The organism is Paraburkholderia caledonica NBRC 102488, from assembly GCF_000685095.1.
GTDB classification, from domain to species: domain Bacteria; phylum Pseudomonadota; class Gammaproteobacteria; order Burkholderiales; family Burkholderiaceae; genus Paraburkholderia; species Paraburkholderia caledonica.
The window spans coordinates 377,980-398,156 of sequence record NZ_BAYE01000003.1 but is presented as its reverse complement, the minus strand read 5'-3'; the positions used below and the strand labels follow the sequence as shown (position 1 = coordinate 398,156).

Sequence of the window (20,177 nt, the reverse complement as noted above, 5' to 3'; positions counted from 1 at the left end):
TTCTCGCAGCCGATGAAGCGTGTCAATCCCCTTCATGTCGGCATACTTGAACACGCGCCCTCGTAAATGCGTGAGATCCGCCACGATGCTAGCGGTATCGCCTACTCGGTCGACCAGATACGGACGCCGGCGGGCTATGCCCTGAATTTCCCAACGAGGCTATGAAATACCGTGCGCGAATGCGTTGCGGATTTGGTAGACCAGTTCGGCGAAGCGCTCCCCTCGGAGGTAGGCAGGGGAGCACTGGCTATTGTGTCGAGTGGTCGCAGAAGTGCTAACGGTACGTCGGACTGTGCGATGGCTTCCTAAGCTTTCGTGGCTGGACGACACGTCAGAAACCGCGTTGCCGGGGATGCGCGAGGTCGTTGCCGAGACCAAGCGGAGATGCATAGGGACCGCGAGCCGATTCCCACAAGCCGCCCATAGACCGAATTTTCAACGGCTACGGGCACCCGACTAGACCGAAAACAGCGTGGGGAATGCCAGCCGGTTCAACGCGGCATGCATGATGGGCACCGGAACGTGTGTGTAGACCTTCTTGCCGGTCGACCCGCCTACCGCATGGCCGGTGATTGCGTCTTGCGTGGCTTCAGCCACGTCCAGTGCGTTCATCGCCGTCCGTATCCAATGGCGGAATTTGTGTGACCCGTTCAGCGTGCCCGGCGGCAAGCCAGCCGCTTTACGAAACTGCCGGAACCATTGCACGGAAGTGTCCGCAGGCCCGCGCGCACGTCCGGCCATTGATGGAAATGCAGCGGCATCATTACGCGTGCCATCCATGATTCTCGCAAGCCACGCACTGAACCATTCGTCGGCCAATAGATTGTCGGCCAACGGTACTGTACGCTCAGACTCGGCCGTCTTGATCGCCCCCGCTTCGTCGGTAATTCGAATCGTGGTGATACCGGCCTGCACTTGGAAATCACACCGTCGAAGCTGTGCTATTTCACCGATACGCGCGCCTGTATGTTGCAAGATCAGCAGCAACGCGCGCCCGTCCGTAGGCCTTACCCCCTGCCATTCAGGTACGTCGTTCATTCGTTTCGAGAACAACGGGTGGCCGTATAAGAGCTTCAATTCTGCCTCGGACCATGGCACGCGTTTCTGTGCCCCGACCGTTTTATCAAAAGTGCGGTCTAACGGGTTGCGGTCGATCCAATCATCTTTGACCCCCACGTTGAGCAACGCGGAGATGTACGAAGCGTGATTACCTGCGGTCTTTGCTGTGAACCCCCTCCTATCGTCAAGCAGAAATGCGACAAACTGTGCCCCGTGGGCTTTCCTGAGTTCGCGCAATGGGACTTTACCGACCGCCTCTTCAAACAGGGTTAGCGCCTTCTGCGCGCGTTTTACCGTGCTAGGGTCGGCGCTAGTACGACGAGTCCATGAGGGGATCACGTCACGCAGAGTTTTGCCCTGAGTTTCAGTTGCGCGCGCAACTTTCTGCGGGAGTGTGCCGACGCCCGGCGTTTGTGTCACGCCGGCATGCTGCCCACCAAGGCGGCGCTGTGCCTCGATCCGAGCTTTGAGCCGCTGTTGCTCTTCCCACACTAACGCCTCAAAGCGAGACTCTTGGCGGTCATGCTCCGCGAACTCTTGTTCTTCGGTTTGATAGGAAAGCCGGTCAGCTTCCTCGATATGGGCAAGTTGAGCCCGTTCCCAATCGTCCCGTTGCTCGGCAATAGCGCCGCGCTGCGCTGCGTCTACAGAAGCACGCGCGCTTTCCGTCGCCCTGGTGGACCGCCGGGCGTTCTCGAATAACGTGTCGTACACGACCGCATGCTCGCGGCACAACGCATCTGCCGTGCTTGGGTCGGACGTACCGAGGGCTTTAACGACTTCTTTGCGGCCGCCGAAATGCGTTTGCAGTTCGAGAGGAATTTTGCGGCGGAAGTAGTAGCAGTTGCCGCGCTTGGAACGGTAGTTGGTCATGGCTTAACGAAGAGTGCGGGTGGATGTTACACCGGCCACACCTGCTTCGTAAGCCATTGATTTGGTTGATTTGCGAATGAAATCAACACGGTATATTGGTCGGGGCGAGAGGATTTGAACCTCCGACCACCTGCACCCCATGCAGGTACGCTACCAGGCTGCGCTACGCCCCGAACAGCACAAAATTATAACAGACACTTCATTCGAATAGAACCGTTCGCATCGATAAAGCGACTAGCGATTCAGCAGATCGATAACGTTCAGCAGTTCTTTGCGCAACTGCTCGACGTCGACGGCGCTCGCGGTTGCTGTCGTCTCCGGAGGAACGAAGCCCTCGACCTGCTCGCCCATTTCAGCCGGCGCATTGTGCGCACCGCCGCCATGTGAATCCAGGCGATTGCGTGCACCGTTGATCGTGAAGCCCTGCTCGTACAGCAACTCACGAATCCGCCGGATCAACAGCACCTCGTGATGCTGATAGTACCGACGATTGCCGCGTCGCTTGACAGGCCGCAACTGCGTAAACTCCTGCTCCCAATAGCGCAACACATGCGGTTTGACGCCGCATAGTTCGCTGACCTCACCAATCGTGAAGTAGCGTTTCGCCGGAATCGGAGGCAAGACGACTTTTTCCATCGTCGCTGTCATCGTCAGTTAGCCGTCGTGGTGGGTTGCGCAGGAACGCGCCAGTCGATCAGCGCGTGAAGCTCGCTTCAGCGCCGTTCTCGACCAGAGCCTTCAGCTTTTGACTTGCATGGAACGTCACAACGCGGCGCGCGGCAATGGGAATTGCCTCGCCGGTTTTCGGGTTTCTGCCGGGACGCTGCGGTTTGTCGCGCAACTGGAAGTTGCCGAAGCCCGACAGCTTCACACTGTCGCCGCTCTCCAGCGCATCCCGGATCACCTCGAAAAACGCCTCCACCATGTCTTTCGCTTCCCGCTTGTTGAGCCCGACATTGTCGAACAGCAACTCGGCAAGTTCCGCTTTGGTGAGCGTCGGCGTTTCACTTGAAACGACGGCGGGTGATGTCGGAATTTCTCGAATCATGGCGCTGCGTTGCGCCGTAAGAAGGGCTTCGAAATCACTCGAGTTCATTTCATTCATATCTATCAAATGGCGCGTCATGCAGAAAACAAAGGATGCGGAAACAGCCGCGCAATTGTTAAATGCGGGTTATCCGCGCAACCGTGCGCCATATACTCGAGCCAGACGTTCCACCAGAGTCTGAATGGCCAGATCGACCGTTTCGTCCTGAAGGGTCCCGCCAGTATCTTGCAAGGTAACACGGAACGCAAGGCTTTTCTCGTGAGCCCCCAAGCCACCGGAAGTGTTTGATTTTGGACGGAATTCGTCGAAAAGCACAACCTTCTGGACGGTCTTGCAGGCGGGCTCCGACTGAGCCTTCTGGAGCTCGTCCAGCAGCGCCTGCGCCTCGATTTTCTGATCGACAACTACCGCGATATCGCGACGCACCGGCGGGAATTTAGACACTTCCGACGGTGTGGGCAATACGCGTTGCATTAATGCGTCCGCTTCGACTTCAAACAGAATCGGCGCATTCGGTAAATCATATTTTTGCATCCAGCGTGGATGCAGTTCGCCAATCCACCCAATCGCGCGGCCATTCATTTCGATGCGAGCGCTGCGCCCCGGATGCAGCGCGGGATGCTCCGCTTTCACGAAACGCGCGACTGCCGGCGCGAGCAACGCCTCGACGTCGGCCTTCACGTCGAAATAGTCGACGGTACGCGACGGCGCGCCCCACTGCTCCTCAAGCGCGGGACCGTACGCGAGGCCGCCGATCATCTTCGGCTGAGCGAAGCCTTCGACCGTGAGCTCCCCGGCCTTGATCGACGGATCGTGCAGGAACACGCGGCCAGCTTCGAACACGCGAACGCGGTCGGCAGCACGGCGGTTCAGGTTGGTGCGCAGCACATGAATCAGGCTGCCGATCAGCGTGGTCCGCATGACCGACAACTGGCTCGCAATCGGATTCAGCAGACGCACAGGCTTGTCATTGCCGGCGAAGTCCTGCTCCCATTCGGCATCCACGAAACTGAAGTTGACCGTTTCAGCGTAATCGCGAGCGGCAAGCGCGTGTCGGATTGCGTGGATTGAGCGGCGCGTTTCGTTGGTCGCGCGCATTTCGCTCTTAGCGATAGGCGGTCGCGCCGGAATCTTCTCGAAGCCGTAGATACGCGCGACTTCTTCGATCAGGTCTTCTTCGATCTCGATATCGAAACGGTACGACGGCGGCATGACCGAGAACGTGTCGCCGTCGCGTTCGAACGCAAGGCCGAGACGCGTAAAGATCTGCGCGATTTCCTCTGCGCCGATCGCGATGCCGATGATGCGGTTCGCGCGGGACACGCGCATCTTCACGGGCTCGCGCTGCGGCACATTGACGACCTGGTCGTCCACAGGACCCGCTTCGCCGCCGCAAATGTCGAGGATCAGTTGGGTGATCCGCTCGATGTGCTCGACGGTGGTCGCGTAATCGACGCCGCGCTCGAAACGATGGCCCGCATCGGTCGAGAAGTTGTACTTGCGCGAGCGGCCGCGAATGCTATCGGGCCACCAGAATGCGGCTTCAAGGTAGATGTTGGTCGTGTCGAGCGTGACGGCCGTGCTGTCGCCGCCCATGATGCCCGCGAGGCTTTCAATGTGTTGCTCGTCGGCGATCACGCCGACCGTTTCGTCAACCTCGACGGTGTTGCCGTTCAGCAGCTTGAGCGTTTCGCCCTTACGGCCCCAACGCACGTCCATACCGCCGTGGATCTTGTCCAGATCGAACACGTGCGATGGACGGCCCAGCTCGAGCATCACGTAATTGGAAATATCCACGAGCGCGGAGATGCTGCGCTGACCTGAACGCTCAAGACGTTCGACCATCCATTGCGGCGATTTCGCACGCGCATTCACACCGCGGATGACACGACCCGAGAAACGGCCGCAAAGATCGGGCGCCGAGATCTTGACGGGCAGCGTCTCGTCGAGCTTGACCTGGACCGGCTTGATCTCGAGCGGACGCAACGGTGCGCCGGTGATCGCCGAGGTTTCGCGCGCCACGCCGAACACCGACAAGCAATCTGCCTTGTTCGGCGTCAGCTTGATTTCGAAAATGGTGTCGTCGAGTTTGAGCGTTTCGCGGATGTCCTGGCCGATCGGCGTATCTTCCGGCAGGATGAGGAGGCCGCTATGATCTTCTGAGAGCTTCAGTTCGCGCGCCGAGCAAAGCATGCCCTGACTTTCCACGCCACGCAGCTTCGAGAGCTTGATCGCGAACGGCGCGCCGCCCTCTTCGGCCGGCGGCAGTTGCGCGCCAACCAGCGCAACCGGCACCTTGATGCCTGGCGCTACGTTCGGCGCACCGCAGACGATATTGAGCGTGGCGCCCGTGCCGGCGTTAACCTGGCAGACGTTCAGCTTGTCCGCATCCGGGTGCTTGACGACCTCCAGCACCTGACCGACCACGATCTTCGAGGTCGGTGGCGCAGCGGGTCGCAAGTCTTCAACTTCGAGACCCGCCATCGTCAATGCGTGCGACAGCTCGTCCGTCGTCAGTTGCGGATCGACAAAGGTTCTCAGCCAGGATTCCGGGAATTGCATGGTTCTCTGTACGTTCTGATCGGGTTAGGTCCGCGTAAGGCAGATACATCACGCAACTCGGCGTGCGGCGCAATTGCCAGTTGCCAGTTGCCATGAGTTACAGCGAGTCACTGCCTGTCACTGCCGGGACGCTGTGGCGGCATGCACTCTGTGCGTGGCCGCGCTCTATGCTTGTCGCGCAATGCGTTCGTTCAAGCGAATTGACGCAAGAAACGCAGGTCGTTTTCGAAGAACAGACGCAGGTCTTGCACGCCGTAGCGCAACATGGTGAGGCGTTCGAGGCCGCTGCCGAAAGCGAAGCCAATGTAGCGCTCCGGGTCGAGGCCCATGTTGCGGATCACGGTAGGATGCACCTGGCCTGAGCCCGAAATCTCGAGCCACTTGCCCGCGTTTTTGCCCGTTTCGAACAGCATGTCGATCTCGGCCGACGGTTCGGTGAACGGGAAATACGACGGACGGAAACGCACCAGAATATCGTCGCGTTCGAAGAATTTCTTGAGGAAGTCCGTATAGACGCCCTTCAAGTCCGCAAAGCTGATGTTCTCGTCGATCCACAGGCCTTCGACCTGATTGAACATCGGCGAGTGAGTCGCGTCGCTGTCCACACGGTAGGTCCGACCCGGCACGATCACCTTGATGGGCGGCTTGTTGGTACGCGCGTAACGCACCTGCATCGGGCTCGTATGCGTGCGCAGCAGCAGCTGGCGGCCGTCGGCATCTTTGCCGTCGACGTAAAAAGTGTCCTGCATTGAGCGCGCCGGATGGTTTTCCGGGCTGTTCAACGAGGTGAAGTTGTACCAATCGGTTTCGATTTCGGGGCCGTCGGCCACGTCGAATCCGATGCTGCCGAAAATCTGTTCGACGCGCTCCCACGTCCGCATGACCGGGTGCAGGCTGCCCGTATTGGCGCCGCGGCCAGGCAGGGTGACGTCGATCGCTTCGGCGGCGAGGCGCTGATTCAGCAACGCGTCGGCCAGCGCCTGGCGGCGAGCCGTCAGCGCGGCTTCAACCTGTTGCTTGACGAGGTTGATCCGTGCGCCTTCGGTCTTGCGCGTTTCGGGATCGAGTTTGCCAAGGCCCTTCAGCAGTTCCGTCAGCACACCCGACTTGCCGAGAAAGCGCGCTTTCTCGTTCTCGAGGGTGGTGACGTCGGAGGCTTCTGCGAAGGCTTTTTGCGCGTCCGCGACAATCTGGTCCAGGTCCATTGATCCCATCATTTCAACGTCAGTGTTCAATCGATGCAAAACTGGTTCTACCAACAAAAACGGGGCTCGGTGAGGAGCCCCGTTTTTGTTGCAGCGTCACCGAGACTACCGGATGTTCGCTGCAACGAACCACGCAGTGTTAATTGCCAGAAGCGCAATCAGGCTGCAACGGCGGCTTTCACCTGCTGAACGATCGCAGCAAAAGCAGCCTTGTCGAACACAGCCATGTCGGCCAGCACCTTGCGGTCCAGTTCGATCGAAGCCTTCTTCAGGCCGTTGATGAACACGCTGTACGTCATGTCGTGCTGACGCACCGCAGCGTTGATACGCGTGATCCACAATGCACGGAACACACGCTTCTTATTGCGGCGATCGCGATAGGCGTACTGGCCTGCGCGCATGACCGCCTGCTTGGCGATGCGATAGACGTTATTGCGACGGCCGCGGTAACCCTTGGCCAGCTTGATGATCTTCTTGTGACGGGCCCGTGCGGTAACCCCACGTTTTACTCGAGGCATGTTTCGCTCCTATGAGTTTCGGTTAAGGGTTAAGCGAACGGCAGCATTGCGCGCACGGAGTTCAGATCGGAATCATGAACTGCCGTCGAACCGCGCAGATGGCGTTTGTTCTTGGTGGTCTTCTTGGTAAGAATGTGGCGCTTGAAGGCTTGACCGCGCTTGACGGTACCGCCCGGACGCACCACGAAGCGCTTCGCAGCACTCTTCTTGGTCTTCATCTTCGGCATGACAACTCCATTATTAGATGGATATGGGTGTGCGGTCGGCCAGATGGCCATTACCCGCCCTTCGAAACCCATTCCACTTGGTATGCAGACCGCCGAAACCGCCGGCAGCCGCTTTTCGGAAACAGCGCGCATTCGCATAAGCGCCGTCTCGAAACCTGCTGATGCCGCACCGGACACCCAGCGCGACATCGTTCGACTTTTCACAACCAGAACACGCGCCACATGGCGCGTCGCCGCCCTGACCGCTTACTTCTTTTTCTTCGGAGCGAGCACCATGATCATCTGGCGCCCTTCCATTTTCGGCATTTGCTCGACCTGACCGACTTCGTCGAGGTCCGTGCGCAGGCGTTCCAGCATGCGCATACCGATTTCCTGGTGAGCCATTTCGCGGCCACGGAAACGCAACGTGATTTTCGTCTTGTCGCCGTCGTCGAGAAAGCGAATGAGGTTGCGCAGTTTGACGTTGTAGTCACCGTCGTCAGTGCCCGGACGGAATTTGACTTCCTTGACCTGAACGATCTTCTGCTTGAGCTTGGCCTCGTGCTGCTTCTTCGCTTCCGAGTACTTGAACTTGCCGTAGTCCATCAAACGGCAGACCGGCGGAACCGCTTGCGGCGCGATTTCCACCAGATCCACGTCTTGCTGTTCCGACATGCGGAACGCATCAGCAAGTTTCACGATGCCGAGCGGTTCGTTCTCGACTCCGACCAGACGCACCTCGGGTGCCGTAATTTCACCGTTGATGCGGTGCGCAGACTTATCAGTAGCGATGTTACGTTTCCTCTAAAAATTAAAAAAACGAGCCGCGCTGCCAAGTGGCTCAGTTGAACGACTGCACGTTCTGGCGCAGACGCTCAATGAAAGAATCGACAGGCATCACGCCAAGGTCGACACCACCACGGGCACGCACGGCTACCGTTTGGGCTTCACGCTCCTTGTCGCCGACCACAAGCAGGTACGGCACCTTCTCGAGCGTGTGCTCACGTATTTTATAGCTAATCTTCTCGTTGCGCAAATCGGCCTCTACTCTAACCCCTTGTTTTTGCAACGATTGGGCCAGAGACTGGGCGTATTCGGCCTGACTTTCGGCGATATTCATCACCACTACCTGCATTGGGGCGAGCCACGCAGGCATTGCACCAGCATGGTGCTCGATCAGAATGCCGAGAAAACGCTCCATTGATCCGACGATTGCCCGGTGCAGCATGATAGGACGGCGACGGCTGTTGTCTTCCGCGACGTACTCCGCGCCCAGTCGCTCCGGCAACACCATGTCGAGCTGCAACGTGCCGCACTGCCACGAGCGGCCGAGAGCGTCCTTGATGTGATATTCCACTTTGGGACCGTAGAACGCCCCTTCGCCCGGCAGTTCCTCCCACGTCACGCCGCAAGCCGTCAACGCTTCGCGCAAGCCCTGCTCCGCGCGGTCCCAAGTCTCGTCGGTGCCGGCACGTGCGTCGGGCCGCAATGAAAGCTTGATCTCGACGTTATCAAAGCCGAAGTCTTTGTACACGCTCATGGCCAGCGTGTTGAAGGCGATCGACTCGCTGATGAACTGGTCTTCAGTACAGAAAATATGCGCGTCGTCCTGCACAAAACCACGCACGCGCATCAATCCATGCAACGCGCCCGACGATTCATTGCGGTGGCACGAGCCGAATTCGGCGTAACGCAGCGGCAGATCGCGATACGAGCGCAAACCGTGGTTGAACACCTGAACGTGGCCGGGGCAGTTCATCGGCTTGATCGCGTAATCGCGCTTTTCCGATTCCGTCGTGAACATGTTTTCACGATAGTTCTGCCAGTGACCCGACGCTTCCCACAACGACCGGTCCATGATCATCGGCGTCTTGATCTCGAGGTAGCCCGCGTCGTTCACACGGCGGCGCATGTACTGCTCGACCTGCTGCCACAGCGTCCAGCCGCGCGGATGCCAGAACACCATGCCCGGCGACTCGTCCTGCATGTGAAACAGGTCGAGTTGCTTGCCGAGCTTACGGTGATCGCGCTTCTCCGCCTCTTCGAGCATGTGCAGATACGCGTCCTGATCTTCCTTCTTCGTCCACGCCGTGCCGTAGATACGCTGCAATTGCTCGTTCTTCGAATCCCCGCGCCAGTAGGCGCCGGCCACCTTCATCAGCTTGAAGACCTTCAGCTTGCCGGTGGACGGCACGTGCGGACCGCGGCACAGGTCGGTGAAGCCGCCGTGCGAGTACAGCTTGATTTCGTCCGTAGCCGGAATCGATTCGATGATCTCAGCCTTGTACTTTTCGCCGATGCTCTTGAAGTAGTCCACCGCTTCGTCGCGCGACACGACGCGGCGCGAAACGGGCTCGTCTTTCTTCGCGAGTTCCTGCATGCGCTTTTCGATCTTCTCCAGATCCTCCGGCGTGAAGGGACGGCTGTACGCAAAGTCGTAATAGAAGCCGTTGTCGATGACCGGACCGATCGTGACTTGCGCGTCCGGATAGAGATCCTTCACTGCGTACGCAAGCAGGTGCGCCGCAGAGTGACGAATGATGTCCAGACCGTCTGCGTCTTTTTCGGTGACGATGGCAAGCGCCGCGTCGTGGTCGATCAGCGCGGACGTATCGACCAGTTCACCGTCGATCTTGCCGCCGAGCGCGGCCTTGGCGAGGCCGGGGCCGATCGACGCGGCCACTTCGGCGACGGTCACCGGATGCTCGTACTGTCGAACAGAACCGTCAGGCAGACGTATCGAAACCATTGCGTTCTCCGTGGTGCCGACCGGCGGCGGCATATACATCAATCAAACAAGCCAAAAAAAATGCGGCCCCGCTTTCGAGGGGCCGCATTCACATTTCCTGCAAACTACACTGGCGAAAGTGGTCCTCGACTAGCGTCGCTCCGAAGTGGTTTCGGTCAACGTTCGCGGTGTCATAACCGTATTCGCCTTTTGCGCCACAGGCGCTTACTGCAGTTTGCGAAACCCCGGCAGCACCGGAATTTCTCTTTCGTTGGTAGGCTCGATTGGACTCGAACCAACGACCCCCACCATGTCAAGGTGGTGCTCTAACCAGCTGAGCTACGAGCCTGAAGAAACGAGATTATATGGAGCCCCCCACGGCTTGGCAAGTACTTTTATGCACCGACTTTAAATTGCTCTTACCCACATCACTCACTCGCTTGCGCATGAGCAAGTGCGCGCATTAACTCATCAGTGCGTCAGCCTTTGCGCGACGCCCGCACGACACCCGTCACTTCGCCGAGCAGCGTGCAGGCGCGCTGAATTTGCGCAGCACTCGACACCTCGACGGTGAACTGCATGAACGCGGCATTGCGGCGGGTTTGTGTCTTCACACCGATCACATTCATTTTTTCTCGCGCGAACACTTCGGAGATATCGCGCAGCAAACCCTGGCGGTCCGTAGCGTCGATCGAGAGATCGACCGGATACACCGATTGACCGCGACCGCTCATTACGTCGGCTGACCACGCCGTTTGCAACACACGCTCCGGCGCGCGTTCGGCCATGCGCAAAAACGTCGGGCAGTCGCTGCGGTGAATCGACATGCCCTTGCCGCGCGTCACGAACCCGGAGATGTCGTCAGGCGGCGCCGGACGGCAGCACCGAGCGAGCTGCGTGAGCAATGCGTCGACACCGACCACCAGCACGCCCGTCGACGCACCGCGCGCCACGCTCGCGCCACTACTGCGCTTCTCGAATTGCTCGGGTACTTCGACCACTGGTTCCGGCGGCGGCGCATCGTGCAGCGCCTGCTCGACGAGTCGCAGACTGAACTCTTCCTTGCCGACGACCGAGAACAAGTCGTCGGTAGTCTTGAAGCCGAGTTTGGCCGCGAGTTGATCCAGATTCACCGAGGTCTTGCCCTCGCGCTGCAAGGTCTTTTCGACCATTGCGCGGCCGCTCGCAATGTGCTCCTGCAACTCGACGGCATTAAACCAGGCGCGCACTTTCTGGCGCGCACGCGGACTATGCAGATAACCGAGTTGTGGATTGAGCCAGTCACGCGACGGCCCACCTTCTTTCACCGCGACGATTTCCACGGTCTGGCCGTTCTGCAACTGGGTGTTCAGCGGCACCATCGCCCCGTCGACGCGCGCTCCGCGACACCGATGCCCCAACTCGCTATGCAGGTGATACGCGAAATCCACCGGCGTCGCACCGTGCGGCAACGCGATCACGCGCGCCTGCGGCGTGAGCACGTAGATGTGGTCGTCGTCGAGCGTGGCCTGGCGTAATTGCTCCCACGGCTGCGCCGCGCGCTTCTCGCCGTGCTCGCCTTCGGACACGTCGTCTTTCCAGGCGAGCAATTGACGCAACCACGCGATCTTCTCGTCGTACTTCTCATTGGCGGCGAACTGGCCGCCGTACCCACGCGTGCCGGCTTCCTTGTAGCGCCAATGCGCGGCCACGCCGTACTCGGCGAACTGATGCATGTCGTGCGTGCGGATCTGCACTTCGAACGCACGGCCGTCGTCGCCGATCACGACCGTATGCAGCGACTTATAGCCATTCGGCTTTGGCCGCGAGATGTAATCGTCGAACTCTCTCGGCACCGGCTGCCACAGGTTGTGCACAATGCCGAGCACCGTGTAGCAATCCTTGATGTCCGGCACGATTACGCGAAACGCGCGCACGTCGTACAGTTCGGCGAAGTCGAGTTCCTTGCCGCGCATCTTGCGCCAGATGCTATAGATATGCTTTGGCCTGCCGCTTACTTCTGCGCGAATGTTCGCGGCGGCAAGTTCCTGCTGCAGGCGTTCAATGGCCTGCGCAACATAACTTTCGCGTTCAACGCGCTTTTCATCCAGCAACTTCGCGATGCGCTTATAAGTCACCGGCTCTTCGAAGCGGAACGCAAGGTCTTCGAGTTCCCACTTCAGTTGCCAGATGCCGAGGCGGTTCGCGAGCGGCGCATAGATATCGAGCGTTTCGCGCGCCACATCCGGCGACGGCGTGAGCTTCGCCGCCGCGTAATAACGCAGCGACTGCAGGCGCGACGCGAGCCGTATCAGCACTACGCGAATATCCTGTGCGAACGCGAGCAGCATCTTGCGCAGCGCCTCGACCTGCGCGCGCCGCGCGGCCTGCGCATCACGCCCCGCTTCGGGCATGGCGTTCTGTGCAGCGCGCAAGCTCACGGTGCCGAGGCGCAGCAACTTGCGCACGTCGCCGACGAGTTGCGCGACTTCCTCGCCGAAGTTGTCGGCGATCACGCGCTCGGGATCTTGCAAATGCGGCGTCAATGCAAACAACGCCGCCGCCAGCACGGCCGGCGGATCGACATTGAGCGTACGCATGATCGACGCGGTGCCCGCTGCATGATCCGCGAGAGACTCGCCCGACGACAGCCGCACCTCGCCGGCATGCTGACGCACGAATGCCATAGCTTCGTCGAAAGACGGAAGAGGATTCGGCGTGCTCGTAGCGGTGTCGGTATTCATGGTGCGGCGGCCCACCGGGCCCTGGCAAATCAACGGAATTTCAACAGCAACTGCCTGGTTTTGCTTCGCTCAGCTCCGCTGCGCCGCGACCACGACGATTTCAACGAGGCACTTCGGGTTGGCGAGCTTCGCCTCGACGGTCGCGCGCGGCGGCGTCGCGCCTTGCGCTACCCACTCGTCCCACACCGCGTTCATGCCGGCGAAATGCTCCATGTCCGAAATGTAGATCTGCACGGACAACAAATGCGATTTATCGCTGTTTGCCTCGGCTAGCAGGCGGTCGATATGGCCGAGCACTTCGCGTGTTTGCCCCGTGATGTCCTGGTCCGCGTCTTCGGCGATCTGGCCAGCAAGGTAAACCGTGCCGTTGTGCACGGCAATTTCGGAAAGACGCTTGCCGACATGGTGACGAATGACTGCCATGAAGAATCCTGAAGTAGGTAGAAGAAGATTGATTGGGATGCGCCATGCATGACGCGTTAGAGCGCCACGCGCAACTGCATATTATGACGCGTCGCCGCCATTGCCGATAAAGAACCGCTTCGCAATGTCGATCTGATCCGCCGAAAGAAACGCCGGCGCGTGCCCCACACCGCTGATCTCGACGCTCGACACCGCACGCCCCGTCTCGACCATCCTGGCGACTGTTTCACGCGACAGCAGATCGGAAAGCTCGCCTCTCACCACCAGCACTGGCCCGTGGAACGACGTAAGCGAATGCCATAGCGCGGCCTCGCCCAGCTTCGCGGTTTCTTCCGTGGTCGCGGCAAAGGGCTGCGCAATGCGCGGATCGTAGCGGAACAGCCATGTGCCATTCTCTTCGCGAATCAGCGGCGTATTGATCTCACGCCATTCTTCCGCCGTGAGCGGACCGAAGCTGCGCGCGAGGAACGCCGCGTGATCGATACCTTGTCGCAGCGAGTCGAAGCGCACCGGCTTGCCGAGATAATCGCCGATACGCTTGACGGCCTCCGGCTCCAGATGCGGACCGACGTCGTTCAGCAACAGCTTGCGGATAGGCGTGTCCGCGAGACCCGCGAGGCCGAGCCCGATCAGCCCGCCCATTGACGTGCCGAACCAGTCGACCGTTTCCACATTCAGCCGCGCAATGAGCGTCACCATGTCGGCAACATATTGCGGCACGCTGTACAAGTTTGGGTTGCCGAGCCACGAAGACAAGCCCCGGCCCACCACATCAGGACAGACCACACGGTAGGTACCGGCGAACTGCGCCGCTAACCGGTCGAAGTCACGCCCCGAGCGCGTCAAGCCATGCACGCACAACAGCACCCGCGGATTGTCCGGATGGCCCCACTCAGTGTAGGCAATGCGATGCAGGCCCGCGGCGCTCGCGCACTGCACATAACGTTGGCGCGGCGCGGGCCGCTCGCCGGCGAAAGCTGTCGTTACGGTCATCTGTGGTCCTTGCAAAAGCGCTGCGAATGTGGCCCGCGTGCACCGTAACGCGGCGCAATAACAGGCGACGAATCTTCAAGTGATTGCTTCGAACGATTGTAAACCGCTTTGCCGCGTGACAAGGATCGGCCAGAAGGCATAGGACGAACGCCGCAAACTGCGAGCCGCAAAAAGAAAAGCGGACGAGACTCCCGCCTCGCCCGCATTTCCCGCCGCCCTGGCCGACGCACATGCGTCAGCCCGGCAGCAGACCCGACAATCGTGATTAGCTCACCGCGCTCACATCGAGCGGTGCGCCCGTCTTCGCCTTGATCTCGTCGACGCTCACGCCAGGCGCCAGTTCAGTCACCTTCAGGCCGTCGTCGGTGACTTCGATCACGCCGAGGTCGGTGATGATCTGATCGACCACGCCCACGCCCGTCAACGGCAGCGTGCATTCTTCGAGGATCTTGTGCTGATCGCCCTTCGCGACGTGCTCCATCAGCACGACCACGCGCTTGACGCCGGCCACCAGATCCATTGCGCCGCCCATGCCCTTAATCATCTTGCCGGGGATCATCCAGTTCGCGAGGTCGCCCTTCTTGCTGATCTGCATGGCGCCCAGAATGGCCAGGTTGATGTGGCCGCCGCGAATCATCGCGAACGAATCCGCCGACGAAAAAATCGACGAGCCCGGCAGCGTGGTCACGGTTTGCTTGCCCGCGTTGATGAGGTCGGCGTCCACTTCGTCTTCGGTCGGCGACGGGCCAATGCCGAGCAGGCCGTTTTCCGACTGCAGCCACACTTCGACACCCGGCGGCACGTGGTTCGCCACCAGCGTCGGCAAGCCGATGCCGAGGTTCACATAAAAACCGTCCTGCAATTCCTTCGCCGCGCGCGCGGCCATTTCGTCACGAGTCCATGCCATGATCAGTCTCCTTTCGCGCGGACGACGCGTTGTTCGATGCGTTTTTCCGGATGCGCATTGAGCACGATGCGCTGAACGAAGATGCCAGGCGTATGAATCGCGTCCGGATCGAGTTCGCCTACCTCGACGATTTCCTCGACTTCCGCGACAGTGATCTTGCCGGCCATCGCGCACATCGGATTGAAGTTGCGGGCCGTGCGGCGATAGATCAGGTTGCCCGACTTGTCGGCCTTCCATGCCTTCACGAGCGCGACGTCCGCGGTCAGCGAATGTTCGAGCACGTAGTGGTTTTCGCCGAACTGGCGGGTTTCCTTGCCTTCGGCGATCAGCGTGCCGTAGCCGGTATTCGTGAAGAACGCGGGGATGCCCGAGCCGCCTGCGCGCAGTTTCTCGGCAAGCGTGCCCTGCGGCGTGAATTCGAGTTCGAGTTCGCCGGCCAGATACTGGCGCTCGAACTCCTTGTTTTCCCCGACATACGACGAGATCATCTTCTTGATCTGGCGCGTTTCGAGCAGCAGACCGAGGCCGAACCCGTCCACACCCGCGTTGTTGCTGATGCAGGTAATGTTTTGCACCTTGGTGTCGCGCAGCGCAGCGATCAGCGCTTCAGGAATGCCGCACAACCCGAAGCCGCCGACGGCGAACGTCTGACCGTCCTTGACGATGTCTTTCAGCGCCTCGGCGGCGCCTGGATAGACTTTGTTCATCAGTATGTCCCTTCCTTTATGGAAACCTGAAACCGTTTTCTTGCGGCTCGTGTGACGCGCTCAGGCGCGGCCCGACACGTCATTCTAGTCATCCGGCGGGTGCCGTGCGCGAAGCCTGTTTCACGCTTCGCGCAAACGCCGCCACGGACGCCTCACCGCGTTCTCATGTGCCCGAAAGAGTACGCTGCGTGCGCCATACGGCACAATACGCAAAAATACATAAGTACTTGCCGCCAGCCCATGCCCGCACTGGATTACCAAACCGCTTTTCATCTCGCGCCGATCGGGCTCGTGCTGTCGCGTGAGCGCATTATCGAAGACTGCAATGACGAACTGGCGTCCATCTTCGGCTGTCCGCGCGAGGCGCTACTTGGGCAGTCGTTCCAGATTCTGTATCCGTCGGCGGACGAATTCGAGCGGATCGGCGCACGGATTCCACCCATCATGACCGCTCAAGGCAGCTATGCCGACGACCGCATCATGAAGCGCGCCAACGGCGAGCTGTTCTGGTGTCATGTGACGGGCCGCGCGCAGCGGCGCACCGACCCGCACGCGGCGGGCGTCTGGACTTTCGAGGATCTGAGCGCGACGCGACGCGTGGCGGTCGAATTGACGCCTCGCGAGCGGGAAATCGCCGCCCAACTGGTGACGGGCAAAACCAGCAAACAGATTGGACGGGCGTTGGAAATCAGCCCACGCACCGTCGACGTTTATCGCGCCCGCTTGATGCGCAAATACGATACGGGTAACGCTACCGAACTGTTGCAGCGTCTGCTCGGGCATTGACTGCCGCAGCCGCGGCGCGCGACACCGCTTTGCGCGAAGTCGAGGTAAGAGGTGAAACGATAACGCGAGGTCTCCGAGTTGAGGCCTCGCGCTGCGCGGTCATGCAGCAATAAACGGCGAACTTATGCGGCCGGCTCAGCCGCTTTCACCAGGGCGGCGCGCTCGATGGTCTCGCGCAACAAATCAGGAACCGGCACCGACTTGCCGGCCGCGTAGTCGATCCACACGCAGCGGGCGGCGCCGCGCGCATAGGCGGTGCTGGGATCGTCTGCACGCACGAGTTCGAAACCCGTGTCGAAACTGCTGCGGCCGGGCGTCGCCACGCTCATGCGGCCGATCACGTCGCCGGGATAATGCAATTGCTTGAGAAACTCCATCGACGCGTTCACGATCACCGGTCCCTGTCCATCCGCATTGCTGCCGGCGAGGCCGAGCTGCTCGAACCAGGAGATACGCACCTGCTCCATGTAGCGGAAGTAGACCGTGTTGTTCACATGGCCGAATGCGTCCATGTCGCCCCAACGGATAGGCATCGACATCTCGAAAACTGCGTGAAAATCGCTCATCGTGCTTCTGCTCTTCTTACTTCTCAAAAGATTGCTCAAAGATCGAGTCGGGTAAAACGGTGGCCAATCAGGCCGATGCCTGCACCTTAGCGCAGACGTTTCGTCGGCAGAAGGCCCGCGCGCGTAAAAGAGCTTCTTCGAAACTGCGTTAATCGCCTGGCGCGCCGGGACAATGCCAGGCGCACCTCGCGCCGAATCCCGGTGATCGCGCGTCAACTCATAAGCCGGCGCTCAGGCCAGACCGAAGCCGTCGTCGGCGGCGATTACCGAGCCGTTGATGAACTGCGATTCGTCCGCCGCCAGCAATAGCAGCAGCCCGTCCAGGTCGTCAGGCTTGCCGACGCGATGGCGCGGCAGCATGGACACGAGCTTTTGCCCCTGCTCGGTCGACCAGTGATGATGATTGATCTCCGTGTCGATATAGCCCGGGCAGATCGCGTTCACATTGATGCCGTGCTTGCCCCATTCGAGCGCCATGGCTTTCGTCATGTGAACGACTGCTGCCTTGCTCATCGAATAAAGGCCGATCTGGGGCAATACGCGCAAGCCGGCCATCGACGCAATATTGATGATCCGGTACGACGGCTTCTGCGCGTTGTTGCCGCGCATGATCATGCGCTTGGCCACTTCCTGCGCGACGAAGAACGCGCCGCGGGTGTTGGTGTCGAACACATATTCGAAGTCGGCTGGCGTGACTTCGGACAGCTTCTGTGTAGTCGACACGCCCGAGTTGTTCACCAGAATGTCGATGGTACCCGCCTCGGTCTCCGCGTGCGCGACCGCGGACTTGATGCTCTGATAATCGGTCACATCCAGCGAAACGACGTGCGCCGCGCCGCCCGACGCCTCGATTTCGGCGCGCAGTTCCTTCAGGCGCTCGGTTCGCCGGCTCGCCAGCACGACTTTGGCGCCCGCCTCCGACAGCACCTGAGCAAAGCGCTTTCCCAACCCGCTCGAGGCGCCTGTGATGAGCGCGACTTTGCCTTCCAGATTGATCGAACGGCCCATTGTCGTTCCTTGTTCGGTTGTAGTTACGAATACGGTTGTCGGTCGCGGTCCGACCCATTCTCGGGTCAATACCGTAGCATACAAATAGAACGCTCGTGCTAATCTCTGCTGATCGGGTTGCGGTGCAAGAGACCATCGCCCACAATACGATCCCGAAAAAAGCATTCTAACGGTAAGAGGAGCATCAATGACCCCCGCAAGTCTCATTGAGCAGTACGGCCCGCGCGAGTCGATGGAATACGACGTCGTGATCGTCGGCGGCGGCCCGGCTGGCTTGTCCGCGGCGATCCGCCTGAAGCAGCTGGCGGCCGACAAGGGCGTCGAGCTTGGCGTCTGCGTGCTGGAAAAAGGCTCGGAGATCGGGGCGCACATCCTCTCGGGCGCGGTCATGGACCCGCGCGCGTTGAATGAACTGATTCCCGACTGGAAAGAAAAAGGCGCGCCGCTGGACGTCGAAGTCACCGAAGACCGATTCCTGTTCCTCTCGGAAACCGGCGCGAAGAGCGTGCCGAACTGGGCGCTGCCCGATAACTTCAAGAACCACGGCAACTACGTGATCAGCCTCGCCAACGTCACGCGTTGGCTGGGCCAGCAGGCCGAAGCGCTCGGCGTGGAGATTTTCCCAGGCTTTCCGGCTGCGGAGGTGCTCTACAACGACGACGGTTCGGTGAAAGGCGTCGCCACGGGCAATCTCGGCATCGGCAAGGACGGCCAGCCGACTGAAAACTTCCAGCTCGGCATGGAACTGCACGCGAAATACACCCTTTTCTGCGAAGGCGCGCGCGGGCATCTCGGGCGTCAGCTGAACGAGAAGTTCCGGTTGCGCGACGGCGTCGATCCGCAGGTCTACGGCATCGGCATCAAGGAATTGTGGGAGATCGATCCGTCAAAACACAAGCCGGGGCTCGTCATGCACACGGCCGGCTGGCCTTTGCAGACGGACACGTACGGCGGCTCGTTCCTCTATCACATGGACAACAACCAGGTGGTGGTCGGCTTTGTGGTCGGGCTCGGTTATACGAATCCGTATCTCTCGCCGTTCGAGGAATTCCAGCGCTACAAGACGCATCCCGCGATCCGTCATTTTCTGGAAGGCGGCAAGCGCGTGTCGTATGGCGCGCGGGCAATCACTGCGGGCGGCCTGATGTCGCTGCCGAAGCTCGTGTTCCCCGGCGGCGCATTGGTCGGCGACGACGCGGGCTTCCTGAACGCATCGCGGATCAAGGGTTCGCATGCCGCGATCAAGACTGGCATGCTCGCCGCCGACGCCGCCTTTGAAGCCGTGCAGGCAGGCCGCACGAGCGACGAGCTCACGGCTTATCCCGAGTCGTTCAAGACTTCGTGGCTGCACACGGAGCTCTACAAGGCCCGCAACTTCAAGCAGTGGATGAGCAAGGGCCTGTACCTCGGCACGTTGATGGTCGGCATCGAGCAGAAGCTGCTCGGCGGGAATGTACCTTGGACGCTGCACCATCAGCATTCCGATCATGAGATGCTCAAGCCCGCGTCGCAATGCACGCCGATCACATATCCGAAGCCGGACGGCAAGCTGACCTTCGACCGGTTGTCTTCAGTGTTCATATCGAACACGAATCACGAAGAAAATCAGCCGGCTCACTTGACGCTCAAAGACCCCACGGTGCCGGTGAACGTGAACTGGCAGACGTATGCGGGCCCGGAGTCGCGTTACTGCCCGGCGGCCGTTTATGAGTTCGTGAAAAACGACGACGGCAGCGAGCGGCTGGTAATCAACGCGCAGAACTGCGTGCACTGCAAGACCTGCGATATCAAGGACCCGACCCAGAACATCGTGTGGGTGACACCTGAAGGCGGCGGCGGGCCGAACTATCCGAACATGTGAACGG

The 20,177-nt window shown here is 60.1% G+C and carries 18 protein-coding genes and 2 tRNA genes; 2 read left to right on the top strand and 18 right to left on the bottom strand.

Annotated features, from left to right (window positions below):
- Positions 1-456: 456 nt before the first annotated feature.
- From BCA01S_RS08850 to BCA01S_RS08775, 16 genes are all read right to left on the bottom strand, one after another.
- Positions 457-1,932 (bottom strand): DUF6538 domain-containing protein, encoded by a 1,476-nt coding sequence (locus BCA01S_RS08850; protein ID WP_027776602.1) that lies wholly within the window; start codon positions 1,930-1,932, stop codon positions 457-459.
- A 96-nt stretch (positions 1,933-2,028) separates the two neighbouring features.
- Positions 2,029-2,105 (bottom strand) — tRNA-Pro (locus BCA01S_RS08845).
- A gap of 61 nt (positions 2,106-2,166) precedes the next feature.
- Complete coding sequence (locus BCA01S_RS08840) at positions 2,167-2,580, bottom strand: MerR family transcriptional regulator (protein ID WP_027776601.1); 414 nt, start codon at positions 2,578-2,580, stop codon at positions 2,167-2,169.
- Positions 2,581-2,626: 46 nt separating this feature from the next.
- Complete coding sequence (locus BCA01S_RS08835) at positions 2,627-3,037, bottom strand: integration host factor subunit alpha (RefSeq protein WP_027776600.1); 411 nt, start codon at positions 3,035-3,037, stop codon at positions 2,627-2,629.
- A 69-nt stretch (positions 3,038-3,106) separates the two neighbouring features.
- Entirely contained in the window at positions 3,107-5,542 is a 2,436-nt protein-coding gene (gene pheT, locus BCA01S_RS08830) for a phenylalanine--tRNA ligase subunit beta (protein ID WP_027776599.1), read from the bottom strand.
- A 191-nt stretch (positions 5,543-5,733) separates the two neighbouring features.
- Positions 5,734-6,747 carry a phenylalanine--tRNA ligase subunit alpha gene (pheS, locus tag BCA01S_RS08825; protein ID WP_020069527.1) on the bottom strand — a complete coding sequence of 338 codons (1,014 nt, stop codon included), beginning with the start codon at positions 6,745-6,747 and terminating at the stop codon, positions 5,734-5,736.
- A 158-nt stretch (positions 6,748-6,905) separates the two neighbouring features.
- Positions 6,906-7,265, bottom strand: a complete 360-nt coding sequence (gene rplT / locus BCA01S_RS08820) for a 50S ribosomal protein L20 (RefSeq protein WP_006052502.1) — start codon at positions 7,263-7,265, stop codon at positions 6,906-6,908.
- A 29-nt stretch (positions 7,266-7,294) separates the two neighbouring features.
- Positions 7,295-7,492 carry a 50S ribosomal protein L35 gene (rpmI, locus tag BCA01S_RS08815; protein ID WP_006052501.1) on the bottom strand — a complete coding sequence of 66 codons (198 nt, stop codon included), beginning with the start codon at positions 7,490-7,492 and terminating at the stop codon, positions 7,295-7,297.
- Between the two features lie 246 nt (positions 7,493-7,738).
- Complete coding sequence (gene infC, locus BCA01S_RS08810; protein ID WP_074263967.1) at positions 7,739-8,263, bottom strand: translation initiation factor IF-3; 525 nt, start codon at positions 8,261-8,263, stop codon at positions 7,739-7,741.
- Positions 8,264-8,312: 49 nt separating this feature from the next.
- Positions 8,313-10,220, bottom strand: coding sequence for a threonine--tRNA ligase (gene thrS / locus BCA01S_RS08805; protein WP_027776598.1), 1,908 nt, complete (start codon positions 10,218-10,220; stop codon positions 8,313-8,315).
- 251 nt (positions 10,221-10,471) lie between these two features.
- A tRNA-Val gene (locus BCA01S_RS08800) sits at positions 10,472-10,548 on the bottom strand.
- A 130-nt stretch (positions 10,549-10,678) separates the two neighbouring features.
- A complete protein-coding gene (locus tag BCA01S_RS08795) occupies positions 10,679-12,922 on the bottom strand; it encodes a RelA/SpoT family protein (protein WP_027776597.1) in 2,244 nt (747 codons plus the stop codon).
- A 69-nt stretch (positions 12,923-12,991) separates the two neighbouring features.
- Positions 12,992-13,345, bottom strand: a complete 354-nt coding sequence (locus BCA01S_RS08790) for a RidA family protein (protein WP_027776596.1) — start codon at positions 13,343-13,345, stop codon at positions 12,992-12,994.
- A gap of 81 nt (positions 13,346-13,426) precedes the next feature.
- Positions 13,427-14,338, bottom strand: coding sequence for an alpha/beta fold hydrolase (locus tag BCA01S_RS08785; protein ID WP_027776595.1), 912 nt, complete (start codon positions 14,336-14,338; stop codon positions 13,427-13,429).
- A 265-nt stretch (positions 14,339-14,603) separates the two neighbouring features.
- On the bottom strand, positions 14,604-15,245 hold the full coding sequence (locus tag BCA01S_RS08780) for a CoA transferase subunit B (protein WP_020069522.1): 642 nt from the start codon (positions 15,243-15,245) through the stop codon (positions 14,604-14,606).
- A gap of 2 nt (positions 15,246-15,247) precedes the next feature.
- Positions 15,248-15,952, bottom strand: a complete 705-nt coding sequence (locus BCA01S_RS08775; protein ID WP_020069521.1) for a CoA transferase subunit A — start codon at positions 15,950-15,952, stop codon at positions 15,248-15,250.
- A 240-nt stretch (positions 15,953-16,192) separates the two neighbouring features.
- Between BCA01S_RS08775 and BCA01S_RS08770 the strand changes: the two genes are divergently transcribed.
- A complete protein-coding gene (locus BCA01S_RS08770) occupies positions 16,193-16,738 on the top strand; it encodes a LuxR C-terminal-related transcriptional regulator (protein WP_020069520.1) in 546 nt (181 codons plus the stop codon).
- A gap of 122 nt (positions 16,739-16,860) precedes the next feature.
- Here the strand turns inward: BCA01S_RS08770 and BCA01S_RS08765 are convergent, their stop codons facing one another.
- Complete coding sequence (locus BCA01S_RS08765) at positions 16,861-17,304, bottom strand: acyl-CoA thioesterase (RefSeq protein ID WP_027776594.1); 444 nt, start codon at positions 17,302-17,304, stop codon at positions 16,861-16,863.
- Between the two features lie 231 nt (positions 17,305-17,535).
- A complete protein-coding gene (locus tag BCA01S_RS08760) occupies positions 17,536-18,312 on the bottom strand; it encodes an SDR family oxidoreductase (protein ID WP_027776593.1) in 777 nt (258 codons plus the stop codon).
- Between the two features lie 187 nt (positions 18,313-18,499).
- On the opposite strand from BCA01S_RS08760, the gene BCA01S_RS08755 reads away from it, so the two are divergent.
- On the top strand, positions 18,500-20,173 hold the full coding sequence (locus tag BCA01S_RS08755; protein ID WP_027776592.1) for an electron transfer flavoprotein-ubiquinone oxidoreductase: 1,674 nt from the start codon (positions 18,500-18,502) through the stop codon (positions 20,171-20,173).
- Positions 20,174-20,177: the final 4 nt, after the last annotated feature.

Excerpts from the sequence above, each read along its gene's own strand:
- BCA01S_RS08770 (WP_020069520.1), top strand. The coding sequence starts at position 16,193 with ATGCCCGCACTGGATTACCAAACCGCTTTTCATCTCGCGCCGATCGGG.
- BCA01S_RS08840 (WP_027776601.1), bottom strand. The coding sequence starts at position 2,580 with ATGACAGCGACGATGGAAAAAGTCGTCTTGCCTCCGATTCCGGCGAAA.
- pheS (WP_020069527.1), bottom strand. The coding sequence starts at position 6,747 with ATGGACCTGGACCAGATTGTCGCGGACGCGCAAAAAGCCTTCGCAGAA.
- BCA01S_RS08795 (WP_027776597.1), bottom strand. The coding sequence starts at position 12,922 with ATGAATACCGACACCGCTACGAGCACGCCGAATCCTCTTCCGTCTTTC.
- BCA01S_RS08835 (WP_027776600.1), bottom strand. The coding sequence starts at position 3,037 with ATGAATGAAATGAACTCGAGTGATTTCGAAGCCCTTCTTACGGCGCAA.
- BCA01S_RS08765 (WP_027776594.1), bottom strand. The coding sequence starts at position 17,304 with ATGAGCGATTTTCACGCAGTTTTCGAGATGTCGATGCCTATCCGTTGG.
- BCA01S_RS08850 (WP_027776602.1), bottom strand. The coding sequence starts at position 1,932 with ATGACCAACTACCGTTCCAAGCGCGGCAACTGCTACTACTTCCGCCGC.
- BCA01S_RS08785 (WP_027776595.1), bottom strand. The coding sequence starts at position 14,338 with ATGACCGTAACGACAGCTTTCGCCGGCGAGCGGCCCGCGCCGCGCCAA.
- rplT (WP_006052502.1), bottom strand. The coding sequence starts at position 7,265 with ATGCCTCGAGTAAAACGTGGGGTTACCGCACGGGCCCGTCACAAGAAG.
- BCA01S_RS08780 (WP_020069522.1), bottom strand. The coding sequence starts at position 15,245 with ATGGCATGGACTCGTGACGAAATGGCCGCGCGCGCGGCGAAGGAATTG.
- BCA01S_RS08775 (WP_020069521.1), bottom strand. The coding sequence starts at position 15,952 with ATGAACAAAGTCTATCCAGGCGCCGCCGAGGCGCTGAAAGACATCGTC.
- BCA01S_RS08790 (WP_027776596.1), bottom strand. The coding sequence starts at position 13,345 with ATGGCAGTCATTCGTCACCATGTCGGCAAGCGTCTTTCCGAAATTGCC.
- rpmI (WP_006052501.1), bottom strand. The coding sequence starts at position 7,492 with ATGCCGAAGATGAAGACCAAGAAGAGTGCTGCGAAGCGCTTCGTGGTG.
- BCA01S_RS08755 (WP_027776592.1), top strand. The coding sequence starts at position 18,500 with ATGACCCCCGCAAGTCTCATTGAGCAGTACGGCCCGCGCGAGTCGATG.
- pheT (WP_027776599.1), bottom strand. The coding sequence starts at position 5,542 with ATGCAATTCCCGGAATCCTGGCTGAGAACCTTTGTCGATCCGCAACTG.
- BCA01S_RS08760 (WP_027776593.1), bottom strand. The coding sequence starts at position 18,312 with ATGGGCCGTTCGATCAATCTGGAAGGCAAAGTCGCGCTCATCACAGGC.
- thrS (WP_027776598.1), bottom strand. The coding sequence starts at position 10,220 with ATGGTTTCGATACGTCTGCCTGACGGTTCTGTTCGACAGTACGAGCAT.